Origin of the sequence: Rothia koreensis, assembly GCF_004136575.1 — a bacterium.
GTDB lineage: Bacteria > Actinomycetota > Actinomycetes > Actinomycetales > Micrococcaceae > Rothia > Rothia koreensis.
Genome location: NZ_NOIQ01000001.1, coordinates 192612 through 212451, shown reverse-complemented (window position 1 = coordinate 212451; position 19840 = coordinate 192612). Strand labels below are relative to the sequence as shown.

Genomic DNA, 19840 nt, shown 5'->3' with positions numbered 1-19840 from the left:
CCCCGGCGGGAACCGGGGCATTCGACGAAGTTCGCCCGCCTGTCTGAACTCCACTCCATTCAGGCGATTCAACTGCTCATGTACGAGCGAAAGGCTCTCCTACATTATGTCACAGAAGCATTCGCCGATCAACGAACCGGCGCTGACTGACGAGACCGAGGTTGACGTTCCGGCGCTGATCTCGGACTTCGCCTCCAGCGGCACGCTGCCCGAGAACCAGATCGTCAGGTTCGTCACCGAGACGTACCTCGCCAGCATCGACCCGGAAGATCCACCCGCATCGGCCGACATCGAGAAGCAGCTCATCGCGCTGAGGTCAGGGGCTGTAAGCCTACAGAACCAGCATCGCGCGCAGGGCAACAAGCTCAAGGTCGCAGAGCGCCTCGAGCCGGTACAGGCCGCGATGGTCGCGGCCCGCCTTCACCATGTCGCCGAGGTCACGCCCGGCGGTGCCGACTCCGACGACGGTCTCGGCATCCTCTCCATCTACCAGGACAGCGGCGAGTTCGCGGGCCTCTACCGACGGGCCGATCTCGAGCTTCTCGACGACCTGGCCAGCCAGCTCTGCTTCACCCACGACAAGAAGTGGCTCGGCGAGTTCGATCGCGCGCTGCTGCGGCTCGCGCCGAAGGTCACCGAGACCACGGATCCCGATCTCGTGCCGATGCGCAACCTCATCTTCAACTACCGCACCGACGAGCGCATCCCCTTCTCGCCGGACTACGTGTTCACCAAGAAGGCCGCGACGGACCTCATCGACGAACAGCATCCCGTCCCCGAGGTCCTCGACGAGGACGGCAACGTCATCTGGAACTACGAGGAGTGGAACGCACAGACCTACCCCGATGACGGTGTCCGGGCGTACATGGACCAGATCCGCGGGGCCGCGCTCCGGCCGCGCAACGATTGGCAGAAGATGGTGGGGCTCTACTCCGAGACCGGTTCCAACGGCAAGGGCACCGAGGTCGCACACATCCGGTCGATCATCGGGGAGCGCAACTGCGTGAGCATCCCGCTCAAGTCCTACTCGATGCAGTTTCACAAAGAGCGGTTGATCGGCGCGCAGTTCAATGCCCCGGATGAGACCCCTGTCGGCGACTTCATCAAGGACGCCAGCGACCTCAAGGCCATCATCACCAACGACCCAATCTTCATCGACCGAAAGAACGAAAAGCCGATCACCTACAAGCCGAGCATGTTCACCATCCTCAGCCTCAACGGCGCTCTCAACTTCAGGGACAAAACGGCCTCCATGGACCGGCGGCTGACCATCGTCCCGATGGAGGCACGCTTCCCCGATGGCGTGAAGAACAAGGCGATCAAGAACGACTACCTTCTGCGGCGTGAGGTGCGCGAATACGTCGCCTACAAGGTGCTCGTCGAGATCCCGAAGTATTGGGAGTTCGAGGAGCCGGAGGCGGTCAAGCGAGCACTCCGGAAGCACAAGCGGGAGACGAACACGGTCCTCGCGTTCTACGAGGACTACAAGGACGAGTTCGTTCGCCCATTCGTGCCGCTGCGGATGCTCTTCGCTCTCTACAAGGCGTCGCTTCAGGAGAAGTCGAAGTCGCAGGGGGCGGATGTCAATGATTTCTCGCGGGAGATCGTCGCCCTCTTCGAGGCTGACGGGTGGATCATCCCCACATTGACCACCAAGGACGGGAGCGAGGTCTGGCGACGACTGACGGTTCGGCACTGGCTGGACCGACGTGAACCCGTGCTCGAGGAATTCCACTTCGACACCAATGTGTCGAGGTGGCAGTGGCTCGGAGGCACAGACGGGAAACTGTCCGAGTCCGCGCCGCGTCAGGCCAAGGGCCTCATGCGACCCGAGGTCTACCACGCGTGGACCTCCGCGGGAGCTGGCTCGTCGAGCCAGATCGCGACAGCCGTCCTGCGAGATCTCAGGGCCAAGGAGGCCGCCGCCATCGCGCAGGCTGCGACCGAGGCGGCCGACAAGTGGGCGGGCGGCAGCGGGGATGGCACGACCCTGCGGGCGAAGCTCGACTCCGTGACCGCATCGATGCAGGACACCGATGGGAGCGCAGCGTAACGGCATCTTCTCGACTACGCGACGTGGAGCATCGCCGACGAAATCGGCCACACCAAGTCACGCACGGCATTCGCAGAATAAATCCCCAGCGATAAGGAGAACCAATCATGACCACGAGAAACCGAACCCCCCGTCCCCCGCAGGACTTCCTCAACGCAATGATGCACCGTCGAGACGTCAAGGAGCACGTGTTGGCGCTCTCGATCCAGACCGATGCTCCGGCGACGCCGGCTCAGGTGCGCCGGTTCCTCCAGGCCGCTCCGCCGGAGGTGTTCGTGCTCCTCGACGAGCTGGTGCCGAAGCCGACGGTGGGCGTTCGGAGTGAGTCGGTGTACGACAACCGCATCGTGCAGGGTTTCGTCGGAGCCGTCATCGAGCGAGGTCTGCTCGGCCGGGGACCGGGAGGTCCGCGATGACCACCAGCGCAGACGACCTGCGTGCCTGGGCGCGGGGCCTGCTGCCCCTTGAGGCGGCGGTCGAACTTCTCGTCACCGCCTGCGGCGGTGCGCTTCTCGCTGGCCCGTGGATCCGTCGGGACAATGGTGGCCAGCTCTGGTTCGACCCGACTGTCGCTGAGGCCGAGGGTGGCTATCTCTCCGGCGGAGAGCGCCGCGTGCTCGACATCGCCACGAGCCTCGCCTCAGGGGAACACCCGGTCGACCTCTCCGATGCCCTCACCGACCTCGACCGTGATGTGGCCCAAGCAGTGCTGGCCGCCGTCGCCCACGCGAGCGGATGGGACGTCGCATGAAGGCGGTCGGATCCGGGACTGCACGGGTCATCCCCGGTCGAGTCATGACCACCACCAACGTGGTCGGTCATCAACGGCCGGCGAATGCCTCTCATACGCTCGGCTGTCGGCCGGGAGTGGTCAGCATCAACGAGCTGGTCATGCATGGCTCAGCTGAGGCCACGATGCGCCAGATAATCGCCGAGTCCGGGGCATTCCTGACCGCGCTTCTCACGCTCGGGCATTACCGGCCGAATGCCACTCGTTCTCAAACCATGACGCGACCGGTAATGGCTGCGATCTGGGCGCTGGTCATCGACGGCGACGAAACGAGTACAAGAGTCCCGCCAATGGCCACATCCTGTCCATTGCTGGCCGGAGGACTCCCTCTCTGTCCTCAGCCGGTAACGATCTGGCCAGTGATGACCCGACAAGGACCATCCATGTCCACTCCTGGTAGCGCCGACGCACAGCAGACGCCTCAGTCCATGTCCTCGACAAGCCGGTCAGCTCTCCTGGAGACCCTGATCTCCCGCCCGCAGCGCGGACTCCTGACGATGGGAGCCGCTCCGTGCTCCCGCCTCAGCAGTGTCCCTTGCGTCGTCCTCGGCAGCGGTGCGGCGCATCAGCTCGGCACGCAATTCCTCGGACGAGAAGGCGGCCAGGACCTGGCGGGCGAGGCCAACACGGCCCGCCGCGTGCGCCTTGGCCTCAGCATCAGAACCGAACGTGGCCGACAGGGTCTCATCGGACTCGCCGACCTCGGCCAGCAGCTCGGCTGCGCGATCCCGACCGACCTCGCGCAGGGCTGCGGGCTCTACTCCCAGAACCGCGCCGAGCTTGACGAGCGTGCGGTCGGGCGGCACCGCAACCTTGGCCACGCCGTCTCGGTAGCGGAAGCCGTTGAAGGCGATGTGGATGGCGCTGACGCTCAGGCCAGAGGCCTTGGCGATGTCAGCGACCTTGACCCCGGACTGCTTGTAGATCGTGCGCAGGAGGACGGACTCCGCTGGGACATCGAGGTCCGGGGCCTCGTTGGTCGAGGGGTCGGGTGTGCTCGGCATGGGGCTCTTTCGACGGACGGGCAGGTAGCGAATCGGTACACGCCCACTTTGCCACAGGCACCTTCCCAGCGGCTTTCCACAACCCTGACGAGCACCGTCCCTCTCCACGACAAGCCGCCCTTTCGTGCGCGGAGCGCGGGCCTCCCCACAGACCACCCGGCCGTCAGGCCGGGCGAGAAGGAACCCCAGTACAGCACCAGGACGAAGGAGAAGATCATGACCACGTACACGACATCGAAGGCGGCTGAGCTCGCCCGCCGGCTGGCTGAGAAGGAGGCCGAGCTCCAGCGTGAGCGCGACGCCATCCGCGCCGAGCAGGAGGCCGAGGACAAGACCATCGACGACGCCCTGGCGAGGGCGGGGCGGGCGCGCGTCGCCCTCGTCGAGGACCTGCTCGACATGTTCGGCATCGAGCCCGCCGCGCCTGAGCCGCGCCGCAACAAGCGGACCGGGGAGATCCTCCGCGACCGTGATGGGCGGCCGAAGACGGTCGATCCCGATCCCGATGAAGCTCTGCGGATGCAGCGTCTGCGCGCTGCCATCGAGGAACTGGTGGCAGCAGCTCCGTCCGAGCCCAAGGTCACCGCCGCCGAGTACGGCGGACACTCCGCTGAGCCTGTCGAGACAGACGAGGAGGACAGCCTCGACGACGTGCTCCGAGCGTCGTGACACCTCAGTCGACGAGGGCTCGAAGGCCCCGATCACCGAATGGTGGTCGGGGCCTTATGCGTCCGCCAGTCACCTCGTCGCGGCTACGCACCGCGCCGTGTCGGAGGAGCCACGTGCTGCGCATCGGAGGAGTCATCCGTCGCGTATTCCTGGCCGAGCGCGGAGCGCGAGGAACGAGTACCGGGGGTCCACGGGGGCGAAGCCCCCTGGCCAGCACACCTCGGGATCAGACGAGCGCTTGCGCGATGTCTGATATCCGGGGTGCTTGCTGGCTATGTCGCCGTACCGATCCCTCGTTTCTGTACGTACAGGAGTTAAGACGGTACAATATTGAGAGAATGATACATCGACCTGTTCGTACAAATGCATCACGAGGGAGGCGGATCTCGATGGTCACGGTCACGCGGGCGGAGCCCAAGAGCAACTCGAAGTACGACACCGCCGTCTTTACGCGTGTGACCACGAAGCAGGCGCAGCGTCTGGCCGAGGTGCAGGCCATGGAGCCGGCTCTGCCGAGCCGCGCCGATGCCGTGCGACGCCTCATCGACTCCCTTGAGGACGACGACCTTGTACGGGCCGACGCCGCCGAAGGCAAGGAGGCCCTTGCGGGTGACGACGTCGCCGCGATCGTGGCAGCGCTGCAGGAGCGGACGCGTGCCTACAACGAGCTCATCAAGCAGGTCCACGCGATCGGCGTCAACGTCAATCAGCTCGCGCGGCTCGGCCACCAGATGAATCTCGGTGCTCCGGGGACGATCCCGACGGCGGCGATCGAAGGGACGGGGCGAGCGCTCGAGGACGTCAAGGACCGCGCCTCGGTGCTGGCGCACCAGGACGCCTACGTCGAGTCGGTGGTGGCCGCATGTCTGCCACGGTGAAGCACATCCCATCGACCTCGTCGAGCAACCTCGACGCGTATCTCGAGCGCGAGAAGGAGGGCAACGACCTGCCCCGCGTCCTCTACGAGTACGGCCAGGGCTGCCGTCCGGAGACGGCCGCTCAAGAGTTCCGCGCGCTGCGCGAGGCCTATGGCCAGCAGGGCGCAGTACGCAGGGTCAGCGGCACGTACGTCGAGCCCGAAGACCCGGCCGAGGCAACGCACATCAAGATCGGGAAGAACTGGCGCGAGGCCAAGCGCACCGAGACGGCGACGCACCTGCGGGTCGCCCCCGAGACGCCGTACGTCAAGCGCGACGAGGCGCACCACTTCGTCTTCAGCTTCGACCTGGCGACGGTGAACCCGGAGGACCCGGAGCAGACGCAACGGGCCTTCGAGGCGGTCGTGGCCTTCCGCGAGGAGTACACGCCCGGCACCCAGTCGAAGTTCGTCGCGCACGGCGACGCCCGCGGGTCCAAGGCCGCGATCGAGCGCGGAGAGGGCGGCAAGTTCCACGTCCACGAGGCGATGAACGCCGTCGTCCACACCGACATGGAGGTCGAGGGCCGGCAGTACCGCCGAGGGCAGCGGGTGGCCGGCGCGATCACTCATGTGGACACCTACCGCACGGCCTGGGACGACTTCCTCGCGCGGCACGGCCACGAGTTCGGGCTCGGCCCGCAGGACCGATCGGTGCTGCCCGAGGTCGGCAGTCCCGAGTACCGCGCCGTGGCCCGGACGGACCACGACCATTGGGTCAAGGAGCGCGGCGGGATCTCCGACCACGACCGCGCCCGCCGCGGCATCGAGACGGCCTACGCGAAGCTCGCCGAGGACCCCTCGCAGCTGGCCGGCCTCAGCGACGCCGAGCGCGTCGAGCGCCTGGCCGCCGAGGCCGCGGCGACCGGCGACGTCGAGCTCAAGCTGCGGCAGACGAGGGCCGGCGAGGTCAAGATCCGGTCCTTCGCCGTGCCGGGCCGGAAGCAGTCGATCGGCAGCACGAGGCTCGGCTACCGCTACGCCAACGCCACCGCGACCGTCGGCGGCGCGAAGGAGCAGCTCGACCGCATCGCGGCCGGCACCTGGGAGCCGTACGAGCGGGGCGAGGTCGGTCCGCCGAAGGAGATCGAGAGGCTCCCGGAGGCCGAGATCACGAAGCTGCAACAGGACGTCGACGGCATGGCCGCGGAGGAACTCGAGGCGCAGTGGGCTGAGAGGGCCAGGAGCGAGCCGCTTCGACGGACGCGGCCCGCGCCGAAGCGGCTCGCCAGCACGGCCGAGGTCCTCGAGCCCTTCGAGCGGGAGTACGGCCGGGAGCTGGTCACGGTGCGTCAGTCCTTGGTCGAGGACTACCTCCGACAGCACCCGGGCGCAGACCCGAAGGTGGCCAGGCAGTTGGTGAACGGCCAGCTGTACGTGCATGCGATGGACGGCTCGCTGGGTCCGGACCTCGACGCGGTGCGCGCCGATCTCGAGGCAGCCGACTTGCGGTCGGCAGCAGAGGCTCAGCGCGCCGACGAGCCAGCGATTGCCGATCGAGCCGAAAAGCCGAGCACGGAGGTCGAGTCCCAACCGCAGCCGGCGACCGCGGCAGCGGAGTCGACGCCCACGACGAGCGCCCAGCAGCGCACGGAGCGTCGGGCCACGCACCTCACGCCAGAGGAGCGCCGCAGCGCCGAGCTCGTCGCCGTCGTGCGCAGCGAGCGAGCCGACGGCGGCGCGTACGTCGACTTCCAGCTCGCGGAACCGGGCCCTGGCGCACGGGAGAGGGCGGGCCTGCACCTGCTCGCCGAGAAGAAGACGCGTAAGCGCGACGACGGCACCGAGCAGGAGTTCACGCGGATATGGACTCAGCTCACCCGCCAGCAATACGAGCAGCTCAGGTTCGCCGCCGGTGACAACCGGATCGAGACCGAGGGCAAGACCGTCTACGCGCTGGCCTCCGACATCGGCCCTCGGACGCCGATCGGGCACGTGCCCAACCCGAACACGTTCCAGTCCTCTGCCCGGAAGCCCATCGGCGAGGACGTGCTGGCCAGGCAGCGCGCCGCCGAGGACCGGGGACGCGAAACCGAGCGCGCCGAGAAGGAGCGCTTGAAGCACGAGCCAGTCCCGTTGAAGACGGTCTCGAAGGAGCAGGGAGACCACGAACTCCAGCGGGGCGTCAGCCGTAGCCGATCGATCCTCGAGGGGAGGTGATGGACATGGACAGGATGACCGAGATCAAGGTCCAGAGCATGGAAAGACGGGCGGCAATGCTCGAGCGACGCGCGGCTGAGCGCCTGAGGAGCAGGTCCTGTCCACCAGGGTCTACCCGACAAGAAGCTCTCGAACCCGTCCACTGAGATCGGGTTCGGGGGCTTCTCTGCGCGAGCCGGATCGGACACGACTCGGCGACAATGGTGCCGTGGCCGATTTCGATTTCCTCAGCCCGGCGCTCACCACCGCCCCGAAGACACCGCCGAAGGTCTCGTCGCGGGCGTTCAGGAGCGCCATCGAGGAGGCGCTAATCGGCACCTACACGAGGCAGGACCTGGAGACGGTGCTCGGCGAAGAGCTCAAGCTCTCCTGGCCCGTGATGAACACCGAGCCGTCCGAGAGCGAGTACACCAAGCGCGACGTCATCAAGGGTTACACGAAGGGCTGGGACCTCCCGAAGCTCGTCTCCCTCGCCCGGAGGATGGTCGCCGAACTCGATCTCAACGAGGTGCTCCTCGCCGACCTCAACGCGCTCCTGGCAGCTCATGACCGAGGCGGCGGCGTCGTTACGCCGCCGAAGAACCTCATCTTCGCGGCGAACGGGCCGAAGCCCGAGCTGGTGCTGCGCGACGCCGTCAACAACGACATCGAGATCACGCGCAACGGCGAGTACTGCCTCGTCTTCGACCAGCCGATTCCGGCAGACGGTCTGACCTACCAGAACCTGATCGATTGGTGGCGGCAGCGGCAAGGTCTCCCCGAAACCACGTCGGACAGGGAGGTCGGCGTCCATCTCCACGCGCGGCTGCGCGAGTCGCTCGGCGTTAACCCCGTCGAGACCCTCGTCTTCGACACGTACGCAGCGCGCTACAGGAACAACCGTTTCGACGTGCCGGCGCTGATCCCGCAGGTCTATCTCCACTTCGACCCGGCCACGCAGCTGGCGCGGCGGGCGACGGGCCAGAACGGCAGCCCGCTCGCCCGGCAGCGGATGGACTTCCTCATCCTCTTCTCGAGCAGGCACCGCGTCGTGCTCGAAGTCGACGGGAAGCAGCATTACGCGCACGGCGACGTCGCGAGCCCAAAGCTCTACAGCGAGATGGTCGCCGAGGACCGTCGGCTGAGGCTCACCGGCTACGAGGTGTACAGATTCGGCGGGGCCGAGCTCATGGCCGACGGTGCTGCTCAGATGCTCGCCGACTTCTTCGACCAGCTGGCGGAGCGCATGCGCTGAGGGCCGGTGACCGCACGGGACGCGTTAGTCGTCAGCGCCGTAGTCCTCGAACGGCACGTCGAGCTTCTCGACGGCCGCGCGCCGGGCGGCGTGGCCGCGGCGGTCGTACCCTGCCGTCGTTTGAGTGCTGGTGTGTCCGAGGACCTTCGCGACCGTCGAGAGGTCGGCACCGGAGTCGAGCAGATCCCCGGTGAAGGTCCGGCGCAGGTCGTGGGGCGCGATGCCGGGTCCGAACCGGCGCGCGACGACTTGGGCGACCGTGTCGGTCGACAGCCGACGACCGATGATCGGCTCGCGCGGTTTCGTCTTGGTCAGGGGTGCGAGGATAGGGCCGGGCCCGTCTCCGCGCACGTTCAGCCAGGCCTTGACTGCTCGCCGGGTGCCCGGAGCCAGCGGTACCGAGCGCACATTCCCGCCCTTGCCAGTGACCACGAGCGTCTCGCGGTCGGCGTCGAGGTCGTCGAGCATCGCCGATGCGGCCTCGTCGCGGCGCAGTCCAGCGCCGACCAGGAGCGCGATAAGCGCGGCGTCACGCCGGGCGGTGATCGAGTCGTCCCGGGCGAGCTCGTGGAACACCTCTCGTACTCGGGACGCCGGGACGTGCCCCCGGGACTGCTTCTCCTCGTCGCGCGGCAGCTTCTCCGGCTTGACCGCGTTCAGCAACGGGGTCGCCCGGTCGTGGGTGAGGATACCGGCGTTGAGGGACTCTCGGACCACGGCTCGGACAGAGTCGCGCATGGCGTTGCGGGTGGATGGCGAGGACCATGCGGAGCGAATGCCGCCATCGAGAGCCTCAAACGCCTCGACAGGCATCGACGACCAGTCCGCCGACCAGACCGCGGCCGGGTGGGCGATGCGGGAATCGGTCGCCATGACGACGCGAGCCAGTCGCTCAAGCCGGAGCCGGGCCGTCTTCTCGGACCCGCGCCGCACGGACAGCGCCACGGTGCGGTGGACAGTCGACGGCACGACGGACCGCGCGTCCTCATAAGCGGCCGTCACCGCGCTGACGCTCACCCGGGGAGGCGTCGACGGCGGCTCGTAGAGCCCGATGTCCATGGGCTCCATCCTACCGGAATGTATGCGCAATAACGTACATTATTAGGATACGTTTGTCGTCGTCCGGTCTAAGGCGGCCAACGAAGTCGCCCATGTAGCCTGGTGCCACGCAGGAAGAAGGGCCGTCATGTCTGAAGCAGCCGACCGAAACCCGAGGGTTCGCCTCACGTCTTCTTCTGAGACCGGCCGCGCCGCCCTCGCCACGACTGACGCGGCCTACTACATCGGGCTCGCGCCCGCGACGCTCAAGAAGTGGCGAGTAACCGGCGATGGCCCGCCCTACGTCAAGATCGGCACGCGCATCGTGTACCTCGTCGAGGACCTCCACGCCTGGTTGCTCGCCCACCGCATCAAGTAGTTGCTCCGCGGAACTGATCGACTTCAGCTCGGCGATCGGTTCTCGTCTCATCAAGGAGATGTCCACGAGACTCACCTCGCTGAGCGGCGGCCTTGCCGGCCCCATCTCTGGCCACTCGCCGTAGCTGACGCACTCTGGCCTCACTGGCCGGATGCTGCAACGGGAGAGTCATGGTCCGAGTCGTACGAGATGGTCGCGTACCAGCATTCAGACATCGCTGGTCACAGCCCACACCAGTTCCTGGCCGGACATCGCTCGTCGTCTGCTCACGGAGTCACCTCTACGACGGTGCGCCCGGTGCCTTGACCGGCGAGTAGCAACTCGGCGGCGGTCCTTGCCTCGGACAGTGGGACCGTGCGGATAAGGGAGTCCAGGTGGACAGGGTCGAGGTCGCGCGCCAGCCGCTCCCAGGCCGCCTGGCGCAGCGCCGGTTCGGTACGTACTGAGTCGACGCCGAGCAGGGCGATGCCGCGAAGAATGAACGGCAGCACAGTAGTCGGCAGGTGGGAGCTCGCAGCAAGGCCGAAGGCCGCTGCGACGCCACCGTGCTGCAGTGTGGCCAGGGCCCCTGCCAGTACGCTGCCGCCGACGGAGTCGATGACGCCTGCCCATCGCTGCCCACCAAGCGGTCGAGTCTGCTGCTCGAGTTCAGACCGGTCGATGACCTCGGCAGCCCCGAGGCCCGACAGGCGCTCGGCGAGCCGGTCGGGCCTCCCGGTGGCGGCGACGACCCGATAACCAGAGCTTGCCAGGAGGGCGACGGCAATGCTCCCGGATCCACCACCCGCTCCTGTGACGAGCACAGGCCCGTCTTGCGGGTCGAGGCCGTGGCGCTCCAACGCCAGTAGAGACAGCGCCGCGGTGAAGCCGGCGGTGCCGATGGCCGCGGTCTGACGCGGAGTGAAGGCCTCGGTGACCGCGACGAGGTCGTCTCCGCAGACGCGGGCGATGCCGGCGAGCCCGCCGTGATGCTCTTCGCCGAGGCCTGCACCGTTGAGAGTCACCACGTCGCCGGCCTTCCACCGAGGATGGCTCGTCTGGACGATCTCGCCGGTCAGGTCGATCCCCGGAACGAGCGGGGTATGGCGGACGACACCGGGACGACCGTGGAGTGCCAGGGCGTCCTTGTAGTTGATGCTAGTGAAGCGGACGCGGATCGTCGTGTCGAGGTCTTCGAGAATCGAGTCGTCGAGATCCTCAAGGGTGGCGGTGCTCGCACCATCGTCCTTGCGCACGATCCAGCCGGGGAACGTCGCGGTCATGGCAGCACCTCCACGGCCTGCTCCTGCAGTGCATCACCGCTGAGGTCGCCGGTAAGAAACCAGTAACGAACGGTGTCGGGGACGCCCAATGCCTCCACGACAGCGGCGTCGTTGGCTTCAAGCAGAGTGTTCAGACGCGCTTCGTCGCGCCGGCGCATCACGTCGGTGGTCATGAGCAGCATAGTTCAGACTCCTTCAGCGAGGCGGTCGATGACGGCGGCGGCGGGTCCGGTAACAGCACAGCGCCAACCGGTCCCGGCCCATAGGTGGAGCCGGTCGGCGTCGCCGGCCTTACCCGCGGCCTGGCGCAGGCCGCGGGTAAGATGGTGCACCGCCGGGTAGGCGCTCAGGTCGGTCGCGTGGTGACGGTCGATGAATTCGTTGCGCAGGGCTCGTGCGGGCCTGCCGGTGAAGGCACGGGTGAGGATGGTCTCGGTGAATGAGTCGTCACCGAGAGCCTGCCGATGCGTGGGCGAGGTCCCCGCCTCGTCGGTGCGCAGCAGCAGAGTCCCGACTGCGACGGCCTCAGCTCCGGCATGCAGCAGCCCGCGCACCGCGTCTGGCCCGTCGACCCCGCCGGCGGCGATCACCGGCAGATCCGTTGACCGAATGACCTCGCCGACCAGGTCGGCGGTCTCCACGTCCGCGACGGCGCGAGCCGGGTCGAAGGTCGCGCGGTGGCCTCCCGCACCAGAGCCCTGCACCACGAGCCCGTCGACGCCGGCTTCGCGGGCCTGGCACGCCTCGCCCACAGTGGTCACGGTCGCCAGCACCCGGGTGCCCGCGCGCTGAAGGCTCGCGATATCGGCGCGGTCGGGCAGTCCGAAGGTCAGCGACACGACCGGCACCGGACGTTCGACAAGCAGCGCGAGCTTCTCCTCCCAATGGTCATCATCGACGACCGGTGCCGGGTCCAGCAGCACCCCGTAGGCTCCGGCTTCGTCCGCGAGTTCCTCGGCGTAGGCGGCGAACCTTTCCTCGTCGACGGGTTCAGTCGAGGGCACGAAGAGGTTGACCCCGAAGTCCTGGACGCTGTCTTGAAGTTCATCGATCTCGGCTCTGAGGGCCTCAGCGGACTTGTAGCCGCCGGCGAGGAACGGGAAGGCTCCGGCCGAGGCGACGGCCCGGGCCAGTGCCGTGGTCGACGGCCCACCGGCCATCGGGGCCGCGACGATCGGCAGGCGGGACTGGAGCAGCGGTGTCATTGGCTGTGCTTCTTTCTCGTGGAGACGGTTCCGGTGCGCGTTCATCGGGCGAGCCATTCGGGGCGACTGCTGCCCAGAGCGGGAGTGGTGCGCTGCCAGGCAGGTGGGGTCTCGGACATGCCGATCACCGGGCCGAGGCTCTTGAGGTCGCCGTAGACCGTTCCTTCGTCGAGAACGGCGTAGCGCTCGAATTCCTCTGGCGTCAGCTGCCCGGGCGCATCTGTGAATCCGGTGATGAGGCCCTGGCGCTGCAACAGCATCGCCGCGCCTGCGAGAGAGACTTCCACGCGGTAGCTGCCGCCCTCGGTTGCACGGCGGCGCAGCGCGACCATTGCTCCGAAACTGGCCATGAACCCAGTGAGGAAATCGCACAGGTACACAGGTGTCAGCTGCGGCCGGCCCTTCCCTGACACCGTCCCTTGGATATCGGCTACACCTGTGACAGCCTGAGCGACCTGGTCCCACCCGGCGCGGTCGCCGAACGGGCCGTCCGAGCCGAAGCAGTTGACGGTGACGTAGATGAGGCCAGGCCGTTCCTGTGCGAGCTGATCGGGCCCGAAGCCGTGTGCGGCCAACCGATGGGGGCGGTATCCCTCGACGAAGACGTCGGCATCGCGCACCAGGTGGTGAAGCGTCTGGGCCTGCTCGGGGTCGGTGATGTCGAGAAATGCGCTGCGCTTGCCGTGACTGGTGTCCCTCACGAAGGGGGTGACCTGGGGCAGGTGCGGGGCGGTGACCATGAGAACGTCCGCACCGTGCTCGGCGAGGCTCAGCGATGCGGTCGGGCCGGCGAGGATGCGAGTGAGGTCGAGCACGCGGACGCCGGACAGGGGCTGCGACCCGGCGCGGAGGGGCTCGGGCTGGCCGTCGGCGATCTTGGTGATCCGCACGACCGGCTGCTCAGCCAAATGGGCTCCGTGTGGGTGTGCCAGCCATTCCTCGGGGGTGCGCACGATGCCGCCTGCGGCCTTCGCTTCCGCAATCGCGTCCTCGAGATCTTGGGCGTCCCATCGGCTGACCGCGGCAGCTACCGACTCCGGCGTGGCCTCCGCCTTCAGCACGTCCAGGACGCGGCGTTCGAGGTGAGGAAGATTGAAGTGCGGAACGAACCATCGACCGTCGCGTGTCGGCCACGGTTGCGTCAGGGCAACCATGTGCGCGACGTCCGGGGACACCGGGATCGGGTGATAGCGATCATCGCCAGAGCGTGCAAGCGTCATGTCCTCTCCACCCAGCGCGGTGGCTGCCGCTGCCCGCACGTCGATGCTGACCTTCTGCCGCCGGCCTGTCTTCAGCTCCCACAGGTCGTTCGCGGCGATGGCGCGTGCTGCCAGGGCATCGGCGAGGGTGGTGCCGATTCGGAACGGCGAGGCGAACAGCGGGTCGTCTCCCGTGCGCCTGACCTCGTCCGCGGCGACCGGGCCGTGCCCACGCACGGCGAGTAGCTCCTCGAATGCAGTTTCTGCTGATCCCGAAATTCCCATCGGATGACTCTCACTTTTCCGTTCGTTTTCGTTAACACTTCAACGCTAAGCACGGCGTGCACAGAAGAGAATTGCCGCGTTTGCATGATCTATGCTTGGGGGTTATGGATGTGGAACTGAGGCACCTACGCGCCTTCGTAGCCGTCGCGGAGAACCTGTCGTTCACTGCGGCGAGCCGGCTGCTGATGGTCACCCAGCCCGCCCTGACCCGCACGATCCAGCAACTGGAGCAGGGCCTCGAGGTCCGACTCCTCGAACGCACCTCCCGATCGGTGCGTCTCACCGACGCCGGACGTGAATTCCTGCGGCGCTCCCAAGTCCTCCTGCGCGACCTCGATCTCGCCGTGGCCGAGGCCCGCAATGAGCGCAGCCTCAAGATTGGGTTCTCCTGGGTGCCGCCGACCCCGTGGGTCACCGAGGTCGTCGAAACGTTCGAGGAGACGACCGGCGCATCGGCGCGCCTTATGCGTCGCGATGATCTGGCATCGGCGCTCGAACGTGGAGAAGTCGACGTCGCACTGGTCCGGCACGAGCTCACCGTCCCAGGTGCGACGTCCCTGGTCCTGTTCAACGAGCCCCGAGTTGCCGCAGTCAGCAGCCGCTCCGCGCTCGCCAAGAATGAGCGGTACACCTGGAACGAACTCGCCAGACATCCCCTGGTCATCAACACGGCCAGCGGCAGCACACGGGTCGACCTGTGGGATCCCGCGCACCGACCGGAGAAGGTCGTCGAATGCGACAACTACGACGAGTGGATCGCCCTCATCGCCGCGGACCGCGGCGTCGGGGCCACCGCCCTGTCGGCGGCATCGGCCAATACCCCAGCGGGGGTCACCTTCATCGCGCTCGACGAAGCACCGCCTGCCAGCCTCCGCCTGGCGTGGCTGCCCAGCCGCACCGCAGCTCTCACACGCCGCTTCATCGAGGCCGCCGCGGCACACAGCCGACCCCGCTGAACCGATCAGTTGTGCACGGGACTGGTGTGTAAACAAGCAGGCAGCCACGGCCTGCTATGACTGTGGAGAACCGGATACACTTCAGGTCCACGTGACACCGTGCGGCAAACGTACTCGGATCGTGTTCCCTCGCGCCGATCTTGACCCGTCGAACCGAGGGGTTGCCACGGCCACCAGGCCAGGACGAAATTGGGCGTCATTAGGCTGCCCGACCTGACAAGTCATGATGCAATCGTCCGCGAACACCGGGAGTCGGATCCCGCCTACGCGACCGAAGAATATCGACTCGCGCTGGAAGGTGAGGACCACATGATGATCAGGTTCAGCGAGCTCGGGGTGTGAGGCTTCGCGAAGCCGTGAATGTCTGCCCTGGGATACCTGGACGTGCTGCTCAGCGGGATGCGGTCGGTCGTCGCAGGGGTCCACAGTCGCGAGCCAATGCGCATCGCTCGCTCCTGAGCACCGCGATCGGGCGCAGAAGAATCCCACGTGAACGAATGCGAGGTAACCACCAGCTATTCGAGTGCCGACCGTTTTGCTGTCGTGTACGCGGTGTGGGCAGCGAGAACCGCCGTCACGGCGAGCACGGCGACGCTCAAGGCAATCACCGGCACGTGATCGATTAGCAGCATCGCGGCGACCGTGATCACCACCAGCACGGCTGCTGCGATGAACCGGGACCGCGCGAGGCGTCCGAACCGGGACCGGAGGAACAACAGGTTCCCCGCCAGGTAGACGAGCGGACCTGCTGCCGTCACGATAACGACTGCGGGCGCGAGGTGATCATGGGAGAGTCGCAGCTCGATGGAGACGGCGACGAGGATCGCGCCCAGAACCATGAAGGCATGCGCGTAGGCATAGGCCGATCGGAGAGCCCCGGTCGACGAGTCCCCGCCGTGAGTATCAGGGCCAGCAAGGGCGAAGTAGTTCCACCAGAGCACGAACAGGGATGCGAAGCCGACGAGCATGCTCAGGGCGAGCGACGGAGAAAGCTGGCCGTGGGACACGATGCTGCCGCCCATGAGCAGGATGGATTCGCCGAGGGCGATGATGAAGACGAGACGGTTGCGCTCGGCCAGGTGCTCGGCGTCTGTGTCCCACAGGTGCATGGGTGCTGCACCGATGCCGGGGATCCGGTAGTGGGCCAGCGGGGCCGCGTAGTCGATGAGCACCGCGATCAACCAGAGACCCAGCCGCCACTCGAGGGGCAGTGCCGCACCGAGGGCCCAGAAGATGCCGGCCAGGAGGGTCCACAGCAGGAGCATGCGGTAGTTGGCTGCGAGCTGGTTTCCACGGTAGGCGATCATCATGAAGACTGGACGAAGGATGCCCATGAATAGATAGCACCCGACGAACAACCAGGCTCCGTCGCCGAAGGCACTAGGAATGGCGATCGACATGCCCAGCGCGGCAAGCATGAGCACCCCGGAGAGCAGCTGCACCGGAGTGCGGCTCGGATCCAGCCAGTTCATCGCCCAAGCGGTGTAGTTCCAGCCCCACCACACCGCGGCGAACACCACGATGGTCTGGGCTGCACCCTCCCAAGAGAGGTGCTCGATGAGCAGGTGCGAGAGCTGGATGATGGCGAAGACGTAGACCAGGTCGAAGAAGAGCTCGACAGGGCCGACCTCGGATCGACGTTGCCCGGTGCGGGCGAGCGGGACGGTAGTCATGGTTGACGAACCTCGTATATGCGTGTCGTGCGTTTGCTTCGAAGGCGACAACACCGAGCGGGCGTCCATCTGGCTGGACGCCCGCTCGAGATGCCAGTGTCGGTTCTAGCCTTCGCGGATCGTCATCTTCGCGAGCTTGTCGCCGTCGACGTCGAAGATAAACTTCGAGCGGCCGTTGGCGTGGTTGGAGCGCCAGTCGCCGACGACGGTGACCGTCTCGCCTGCAGCGTCTACCTCCTCGACGGCAAGCGTGCCGCGGGAGCCGATGAACTCCCTGTCGCTCCAGGCCTTGATTGCATCGCGGCCGGTGAAGATCCGCCCCCAGTCGTCGACCGCGCCGGCGGCGGTGAAGGCGTCGAGGAACGCGGCCTCGTCATGGCGATTGACGGCGTCGATGAAGGACGCCACTGGCTCGGGAATAGTCTGATCGGTCATGAGTCTGCTCCGTTCTCAGCGGGTGGTGTAGCCGCCGTTGGCGAGGATGGTCTGACCGGTGATCCACCAGCCCTCGGTGGCGAGGAAGCGGACGATGGGGGCGATGTCCTCGATCTTGGTCAGCTCATTGCCCATGGCCTGCGATTTGTGGAAAGCGACTCGCTCCGGAGTCTCCTGCCCATAGAAGAACGGGGTGTCCATCGGACCGGGTGCCACCGCGGTCACGGAGATGCCGCGGTCGGAGAACTCTTTCGCCGCCGCGCGGGTGAAGTGCTCCACCGGCGACTTGCCGCCGGCATAGGTGGAGTAACCGTCGGTGAAGGCCGCCAGCAGCGAGGTGACGATGGTGACGATCTTGCCACCCTCGGCGAGACTCTTCCCGGCTTCCTTGATGAAGAAGTAAGCGGCCTTGGAGTTGATGTCGAACATCGAGTCATACTCGTCCTCGGTCGTCTCCACGATCGGCTTGCGCAGGACCTTGCCGGCGGTGTTCACCGCGATGTCGATCGTACCCAGCGCCGCTTCCGCGTCGGCGAACAGGCGGGTCACGTTCGCCGGAACCGTGAGGTCTGCCTGGAACGTAGCGCCCTTGACTCCAGCAGCTTCGACAGCAGCGAGCGTCTGCTCGGCGTCGGCGCGGCTGGAGTCGGAGTTGTAGTGGATCGCCACGTTCGCGCCAGCCTCGGCCGCCTGGCGAGCGATCAACCCGCCGAGGTTCTTCGCGCCGCCCGCGATCAGAACGTTCTTGCCCTTGAGTGTGTGCTCAGCCATGAAGCTCCCTCTGTATCGTCACTATGCAACTGTATCTCTCTGATACATAAGCTAACGTAGCATCATGACAGGAACGCCGACAAGCGATACACGGGAGCGGATGATCCTGGCGGCCGCGGACCTCATTGCCGCCTCTCCCGGCGAGGACTTCTCCCTGCGGGCGGTCTGTGAGGCGGTCGGAGTGAAGATGCCGACGCTCTACCACTTCTTCGGCTCCAAGCAAGGGCTGATCGACGCTGTCATCGCGCACGGGTTCGACCTCTACCTGGGCGAGAAGTCGTCGATGGAGTCCTCCGGCGACCCCATCCAGGACATCCGCGCCGGTTGGGACGCCCACGTCGCCTTCGGCCTGGCCAACCCCGGGTTCTACACGCTGATGTACGGGAAGGTCCGCCCTGGGCACTCCCCCGAGGCGCAGTCGCGTCCCAGCGAGATCCTACGCGCGCTCACGGCGCGGGCCGCCGAGCAGGGTCGGCTCCTGGTGCCCTCTGAGCAGGCTGCCGCGCACATCCTCGTGACCAACATCGGCGTCACCCTGCGTCAGATTATCCTGGCAGCGCCGGACCCGGGGCTCTCTCAAGCTGTCCGTGAGGGTGTTATCTCAGCGATCACCGGCAAGGGAACACGAGCCGACGACCCTCTCACCACCGCCATCGAGATTGCCGCAGCGAATCCAGACGTCCTTGGCAGGGCAGAGACCCAGCTCCTCATCGAATGGCTCGGCCGGCTGGGCAGGGATAACGACAAGCTGCCGTAGGGCGAGTGCCACGAACTTCGAAGAGGCACATCGGTTCCGGAGGTAGACAAGGGACCTCCTTCGCTCAAGCCAACACCGTGCCGGTGACCAGAATTCGCGCCCCGGATACAGAGCGCCTAATTCAACACGAGGCTGTCCAGGACGCCGGAGATCCTCGCGCGCTGGTCGTCGGAAAGTGGCTGGATCGGCAGGGGCAGGCAGCCGCGCGGGGCGAGAGCGAGCTGCTCGGCGATCGCGGCGACGACGCGCAGGCTGCCACCGAACTTGGTGAACAGGTCCCACAGCGGCGCGAGCCGCTCCGACTCCGCGAAGGCGTCGGCGGCCCGGCCTTCCTGGGCGGCCCGGGTGATCGCCAGAGCCGGCTCGGGCAGGGTTCCGCCGATGACCGAGCACCAGGCTTCGCAGCCGGCGTTGAGGCCCGTGGCAGCGGAAGCGTCGCCGGAGACGCCGATCGTGACGTGCTCCGGAATGACGGCACGGATCGCCCCGACGTGCTCTCGGGCGGCCTCGGGGTCAGCGGGGACGCCCGGGATTTTGATCGAGGCGATGCCGGGCAGCTCAGCGATGCGGGCGTAGAGCTCGTGGGTGAACTCAAAGTGGGTTGTGCCGGGATTGTCGTAGACGATCACCGGCAGGTCGGTCGCGACGGTAACTGCACGGTAGAGCTCGAACACGTCGTGATCGGTCAGGGGTTGGTAGCTCATCGGGGCCAGCAGAAGCCCGGCAGCGCCAGCAGCCTGAGCGGCTTCGGCGTTGGTGAGGACATGGGAGGTGCGCAGTGCCCCCACCCCGACAAGCACCGGGGTGTCCCCGGCGTGCTCGACCGCAAGATTGGCGACGCAGGCCCGCTCCGCCGGGGTGAGGTAGGCGTAGGAGCCTGTCGAGCCAAGTGCCGTGATCGAGTCGACACCGGCTGCGGCCGAGCGTTCGACGAGGCCCGCGAACGCCGCCTCGTCCACGGATTCGTCCTTGAGCGGCGTCAAGGGGAAGCCGCTGAGGCCGGTGAACGTGCAGGTCATGTCTGCTCCTGTGCGATGTCGACGGGCGAGGCCAG

At 66.8% G+C, this 19840-nt stretch carries 21 protein-coding genes; 11 read left to right on the top strand and 10 right to left on the bottom strand.

Annotated features, from left to right (window positions below; genetic code table 11):
- Positions 1-106: 106 nt before the first annotated feature.
- The 3 genes from EWU68_RS01050 (at position 107) to EWU68_RS01040 (ending at position 2804) form a co-directional block, all read left to right on the top strand.
- Positions 107-2053: a phage/plasmid primase, P4 family gene (locus EWU68_RS01050; protein ID WP_129314028.1), complete on the top strand. Its 1947-nt coding sequence runs from the start codon at positions 107-109 to the stop codon at positions 2051-2053.
- A gap of 107 nt (positions 2054-2160) precedes the next feature.
- Positions 2161-2469: a hypothetical protein gene (locus tag EWU68_RS01045; protein WP_129314027.1), complete on the top strand. Its 309-nt coding sequence runs from the start codon at positions 2161-2163 to the stop codon at positions 2467-2469.
- Entirely contained in the window at positions 2466-2804 is a 339-nt protein-coding gene (locus EWU68_RS01040; RefSeq protein WP_129314026.1) for a hypothetical protein, read from the top strand. Before EWU68_RS01045 ends, EWU68_RS01040 begins: the two co-directional genes overlap by 4 nt.
- Before the next feature lie 485 nt (positions 2805-3289).
- On the opposite strand, the gene EWU68_RS01035 is transcribed toward EWU68_RS01040, so the two are convergent.
- Positions 3290-3847 carry a helix-turn-helix domain-containing protein gene (locus tag EWU68_RS01035; protein ID WP_129314025.1) on the bottom strand — a complete coding sequence of 186 codons (558 nt, stop codon included), beginning with the start codon at positions 3845-3847 and terminating at the stop codon, positions 3290-3292.
- Between the two features lie 216 nt (positions 3848-4063).
- Here EWU68_RS01035 and EWU68_RS01030 point away from each other — a divergent pair, with 216 nt between their 5' ends.
- From EWU68_RS01030 to EWU68_RS01015, 4 genes are all read left to right on the top strand, one after another.
- A complete protein-coding gene (locus EWU68_RS01030) occupies positions 4064-4516 on the top strand; it encodes a hypothetical protein (RefSeq protein WP_129314024.1) in 453 nt (150 codons plus the stop codon).
- A 389-nt stretch (positions 4517-4905) separates the two neighbouring features.
- A complete protein-coding gene (locus EWU68_RS01025) occupies positions 4906-5394 on the top strand; it encodes a hypothetical protein (protein WP_129314023.1) in 489 nt (162 codons plus the stop codon).
- Positions 5379-7592 (top strand): hypothetical protein, encoded by a 2214-nt coding sequence (locus EWU68_RS01020; RefSeq protein ID WP_129314022.1) that lies wholly within the window; start codon positions 5379-5381, stop codon positions 7590-7592. The genes EWU68_RS01025 and EWU68_RS01020 overlap by 16 nt, the downstream gene beginning before the upstream one ends.
- 208 nt (positions 7593-7800) lie before the next feature.
- Entirely contained in the window at positions 7801-8826 is a 1026-nt protein-coding gene (locus EWU68_RS01015; RefSeq protein ID WP_129314021.1) for a hypothetical protein, read from the top strand.
- Between the two features lie 24 nt (positions 8827-8850).
- On the opposite strand, the gene EWU68_RS01010 is transcribed toward EWU68_RS01015, so the two are convergent.
- Entirely contained in the window at positions 8851-9885 is a 1035-nt protein-coding gene (locus EWU68_RS01010; protein WP_202976669.1) for a tyrosine-type recombinase/integrase, read from the bottom strand.
- Between the two features lie 127 nt (positions 9886-10012).
- Here EWU68_RS01010 and EWU68_RS01005 point away from each other — a divergent pair, with 127 nt between their 5' ends.
- Complete coding sequence (locus EWU68_RS01005; protein WP_129314019.1) at positions 10013-10243, top strand: helix-turn-helix transcriptional regulator; 231 nt, start codon at positions 10013-10015, stop codon at positions 10241-10243.
- A 266-nt stretch (positions 10244-10509) separates the two neighbouring features.
- On the opposite strand, the gene EWU68_RS01000 is transcribed toward EWU68_RS01005, so the two are convergent.
- From EWU68_RS01000 to EWU68_RS00985, 4 genes are read right to left on the bottom strand one after another with little or no spacing between them, the layout of a single operon-like run.
- Positions 10510-11505, bottom strand: coding sequence for an MDR family oxidoreductase (locus EWU68_RS01000; protein ID WP_129314018.1), 996 nt, complete (start codon positions 11503-11505; stop codon positions 10510-10512).
- Complete coding sequence (locus EWU68_RS00995) at positions 11502-11687, bottom strand: hypothetical protein (protein ID WP_129314017.1); 186 nt, start codon at positions 11685-11687, stop codon at positions 11502-11504. Before EWU68_RS00995 ends, EWU68_RS01000 begins: the two co-directional genes overlap by 4 nt.
- Positions 11688-11690: 3 nt before the next feature.
- A complete protein-coding gene (locus EWU68_RS00990) occupies positions 11691-12710 on the bottom strand; it encodes an NAD(P)H-dependent flavin oxidoreductase (protein ID WP_129314016.1) in 1020 nt (339 codons plus the stop codon).
- Between the two features lie 41 nt (positions 12711-12751).
- Positions 12752-14194: a CoA transferase gene (locus EWU68_RS00985; RefSeq protein ID WP_129314015.1), complete on the bottom strand. Its 1443-nt coding sequence runs from the start codon at positions 14192-14194 to the stop codon at positions 12752-12754.
- A 104-nt stretch (positions 14195-14298) separates the two neighbouring features.
- On the opposite strand from EWU68_RS00985, the gene EWU68_RS00980 reads away from it, so the two are divergent.
- The gene (locus EWU68_RS00980; RefSeq protein WP_129314014.1) at positions 14299-15150 is read left to right on the top strand and encodes a LysR family transcriptional regulator; all 852 of its coding nucleotides are present in this window, start codon (positions 14299-14301) and stop codon (positions 15148-15150) included.
- Positions 15151-15339: 189 nt separating this feature from the next.
- On the top strand, positions 15340-15492 hold the full coding sequence (locus tag EWU68_RS12960; protein WP_156265261.1) for a hypothetical protein: 153 nt from the start codon (positions 15340-15342) through the stop codon (positions 15490-15492).
- A 173-nt stretch (positions 15493-15665) separates the two neighbouring features.
- On the opposite strand, the gene EWU68_RS00975 is transcribed toward EWU68_RS12960, so the two are convergent.
- The 3 genes from EWU68_RS00975 to EWU68_RS00965 form a co-directional block, all read right to left on the bottom strand.
- Entirely contained in the window at positions 15666-16823 is a 1158-nt protein-coding gene (locus EWU68_RS00975; protein WP_129314013.1) for a low temperature requirement protein A, read from the bottom strand.
- 105 nt (positions 16824-16928) lie between these two features.
- Positions 16929-17258, bottom strand: coding sequence for a nuclear transport factor 2 family protein (locus EWU68_RS00970; protein ID WP_129314012.1), 330 nt, complete (start codon positions 17256-17258; stop codon positions 16929-16931).
- 15 nt (positions 17259-17273) lie between these two features.
- Positions 17274-18029: an SDR family oxidoreductase gene (locus EWU68_RS00965; RefSeq protein ID WP_129314011.1), complete on the bottom strand. Its 756-nt coding sequence runs from the start codon at positions 18027-18029 to the stop codon at positions 17274-17276.
- A gap of 64 nt (positions 18030-18093) precedes the next feature.
- Between EWU68_RS00965 and EWU68_RS00960 the strand changes: the two genes are divergently transcribed.
- Entirely contained in the window at positions 18094-18786 is a 693-nt protein-coding gene (locus EWU68_RS00960; protein WP_129314010.1) for a TetR/AcrR family transcriptional regulator, read from the top strand.
- Between the two features lie 116 nt (positions 18787-18902).
- On the opposite strand, the gene EWU68_RS00955 is transcribed toward EWU68_RS00960, so the two are convergent.
- Entirely contained in the window at positions 18903-19805 is a 903-nt protein-coding gene (locus EWU68_RS00955; RefSeq protein ID WP_129314009.1) for a dihydrodipicolinate synthase family protein, read from the bottom strand.
- Between the last annotated feature and the right edge of the window lie 35 nt (positions 19806-19840).

What these genes read in the sequence shown, in the direction of transcription:
- EWU68_RS01005 (WP_129314019.1), top strand. Translation starts at nt 10,013, where the DNA reads ATGTCTGAAGCAGCCGACCGAAACCCGAGGGTTCGCCTCACGTCTTCT.
- EWU68_RS00985 (WP_129314015.1), bottom strand. Translation starts at nt 14,194, where the DNA reads ATGGGAATTTCGGGATCAGCAGAAACTGCATTCGAGGAGCTACTCGCC.
- EWU68_RS00960 (WP_129314010.1), top strand. Translation starts at nt 18,094, where the DNA reads ATGACAGGAACGCCGACAAGCGATACACGGGAGCGGATGATCCTGGCG.
- EWU68_RS01035 (WP_129314025.1), bottom strand. Translation starts at nt 3,847, where the DNA reads ATGCCGAGCACACCCGACCCCTCGACCAACGAGGCCCCGGACCTCGAT.
- EWU68_RS01040 (WP_129314026.1), top strand. Translation starts at nt 2,466, where the DNA reads ATGACCACCAGCGCAGACGACCTGCGTGCCTGGGCGCGGGGCCTGCTG.
- EWU68_RS01000 (WP_129314018.1), bottom strand. Translation starts at nt 11,505, where the DNA reads ATGACCGCGACGTTCCCCGGCTGGATCGTGCGCAAGGACGATGGTGCG.
- EWU68_RS01025 (WP_129314023.1), top strand. Translation starts at nt 4,906, where the DNA reads ATGGTCACGGTCACGCGGGCGGAGCCCAAGAGCAACTCGAAGTACGAC.
- EWU68_RS01020 (WP_129314022.1), top strand. Translation starts at nt 5,379, where the DNA reads ATGTCTGCCACGGTGAAGCACATCCCATCGACCTCGTCGAGCAACCTC.
- EWU68_RS00990 (WP_129314016.1), bottom strand. Translation starts at nt 12,710, where the DNA reads ATGACACCGCTGCTCCAGTCCCGCCTGCCGATCGTCGCGGCCCCGATG.
- EWU68_RS00970 (WP_129314012.1), bottom strand. Translation starts at nt 17,258, where the DNA reads ATGACCGATCAGACTATTCCCGAGCCAGTGGCGTCCTTCATCGACGCC.
- EWU68_RS00965 (WP_129314011.1), bottom strand. Translation starts at nt 18,029, where the DNA reads ATGGCTGAGCACACACTCAAGGGCAAGAACGTTCTGATCGCGGGCGGC.
- EWU68_RS00975 (WP_129314013.1), bottom strand. Translation starts at nt 16,823, where the DNA reads ATGACTACCGTCCCGCTCGCCCGCACCGGGCAACGTCGATCCGAGGTC.
- EWU68_RS01030 (WP_129314024.1), top strand. Translation starts at nt 4,064, where the DNA reads ATGACCACGTACACGACATCGAAGGCGGCTGAGCTCGCCCGCCGGCTG.
- EWU68_RS01050 (WP_129314028.1), top strand. Translation starts at nt 107, where the DNA reads ATGTCACAGAAGCATTCGCCGATCAACGAACCGGCGCTGACTGACGAG.
- EWU68_RS01010 (WP_202976669.1), bottom strand. Translation starts at nt 9,885, where the DNA reads ATGGACATCGGGCTCTACGAGCCGCCGTCGACGCCTCCCCGGGTGAGC.
- EWU68_RS00980 (WP_129314014.1), top strand. Translation starts at nt 14,299, where the DNA reads ATGGATGTGGAACTGAGGCACCTACGCGCCTTCGTAGCCGTCGCGGAG.
- EWU68_RS00955 (WP_129314009.1), bottom strand. Translation starts at nt 19,805, where the DNA reads ATGACCTGCACGTTCACCGGCCTCAGCGGCTTCCCCTTGACGCCGCTC.
- EWU68_RS01045 (WP_129314027.1), top strand. Translation starts at nt 2,161, where the DNA reads ATGACCACGAGAAACCGAACCCCCCGTCCCCCGCAGGACTTCCTCAAC.
- EWU68_RS00995 (WP_129314017.1), bottom strand. Translation starts at nt 11,687, where the DNA reads ATGCTGCTCATGACCACCGACGTGATGCGCCGGCGCGACGAAGCGCGT.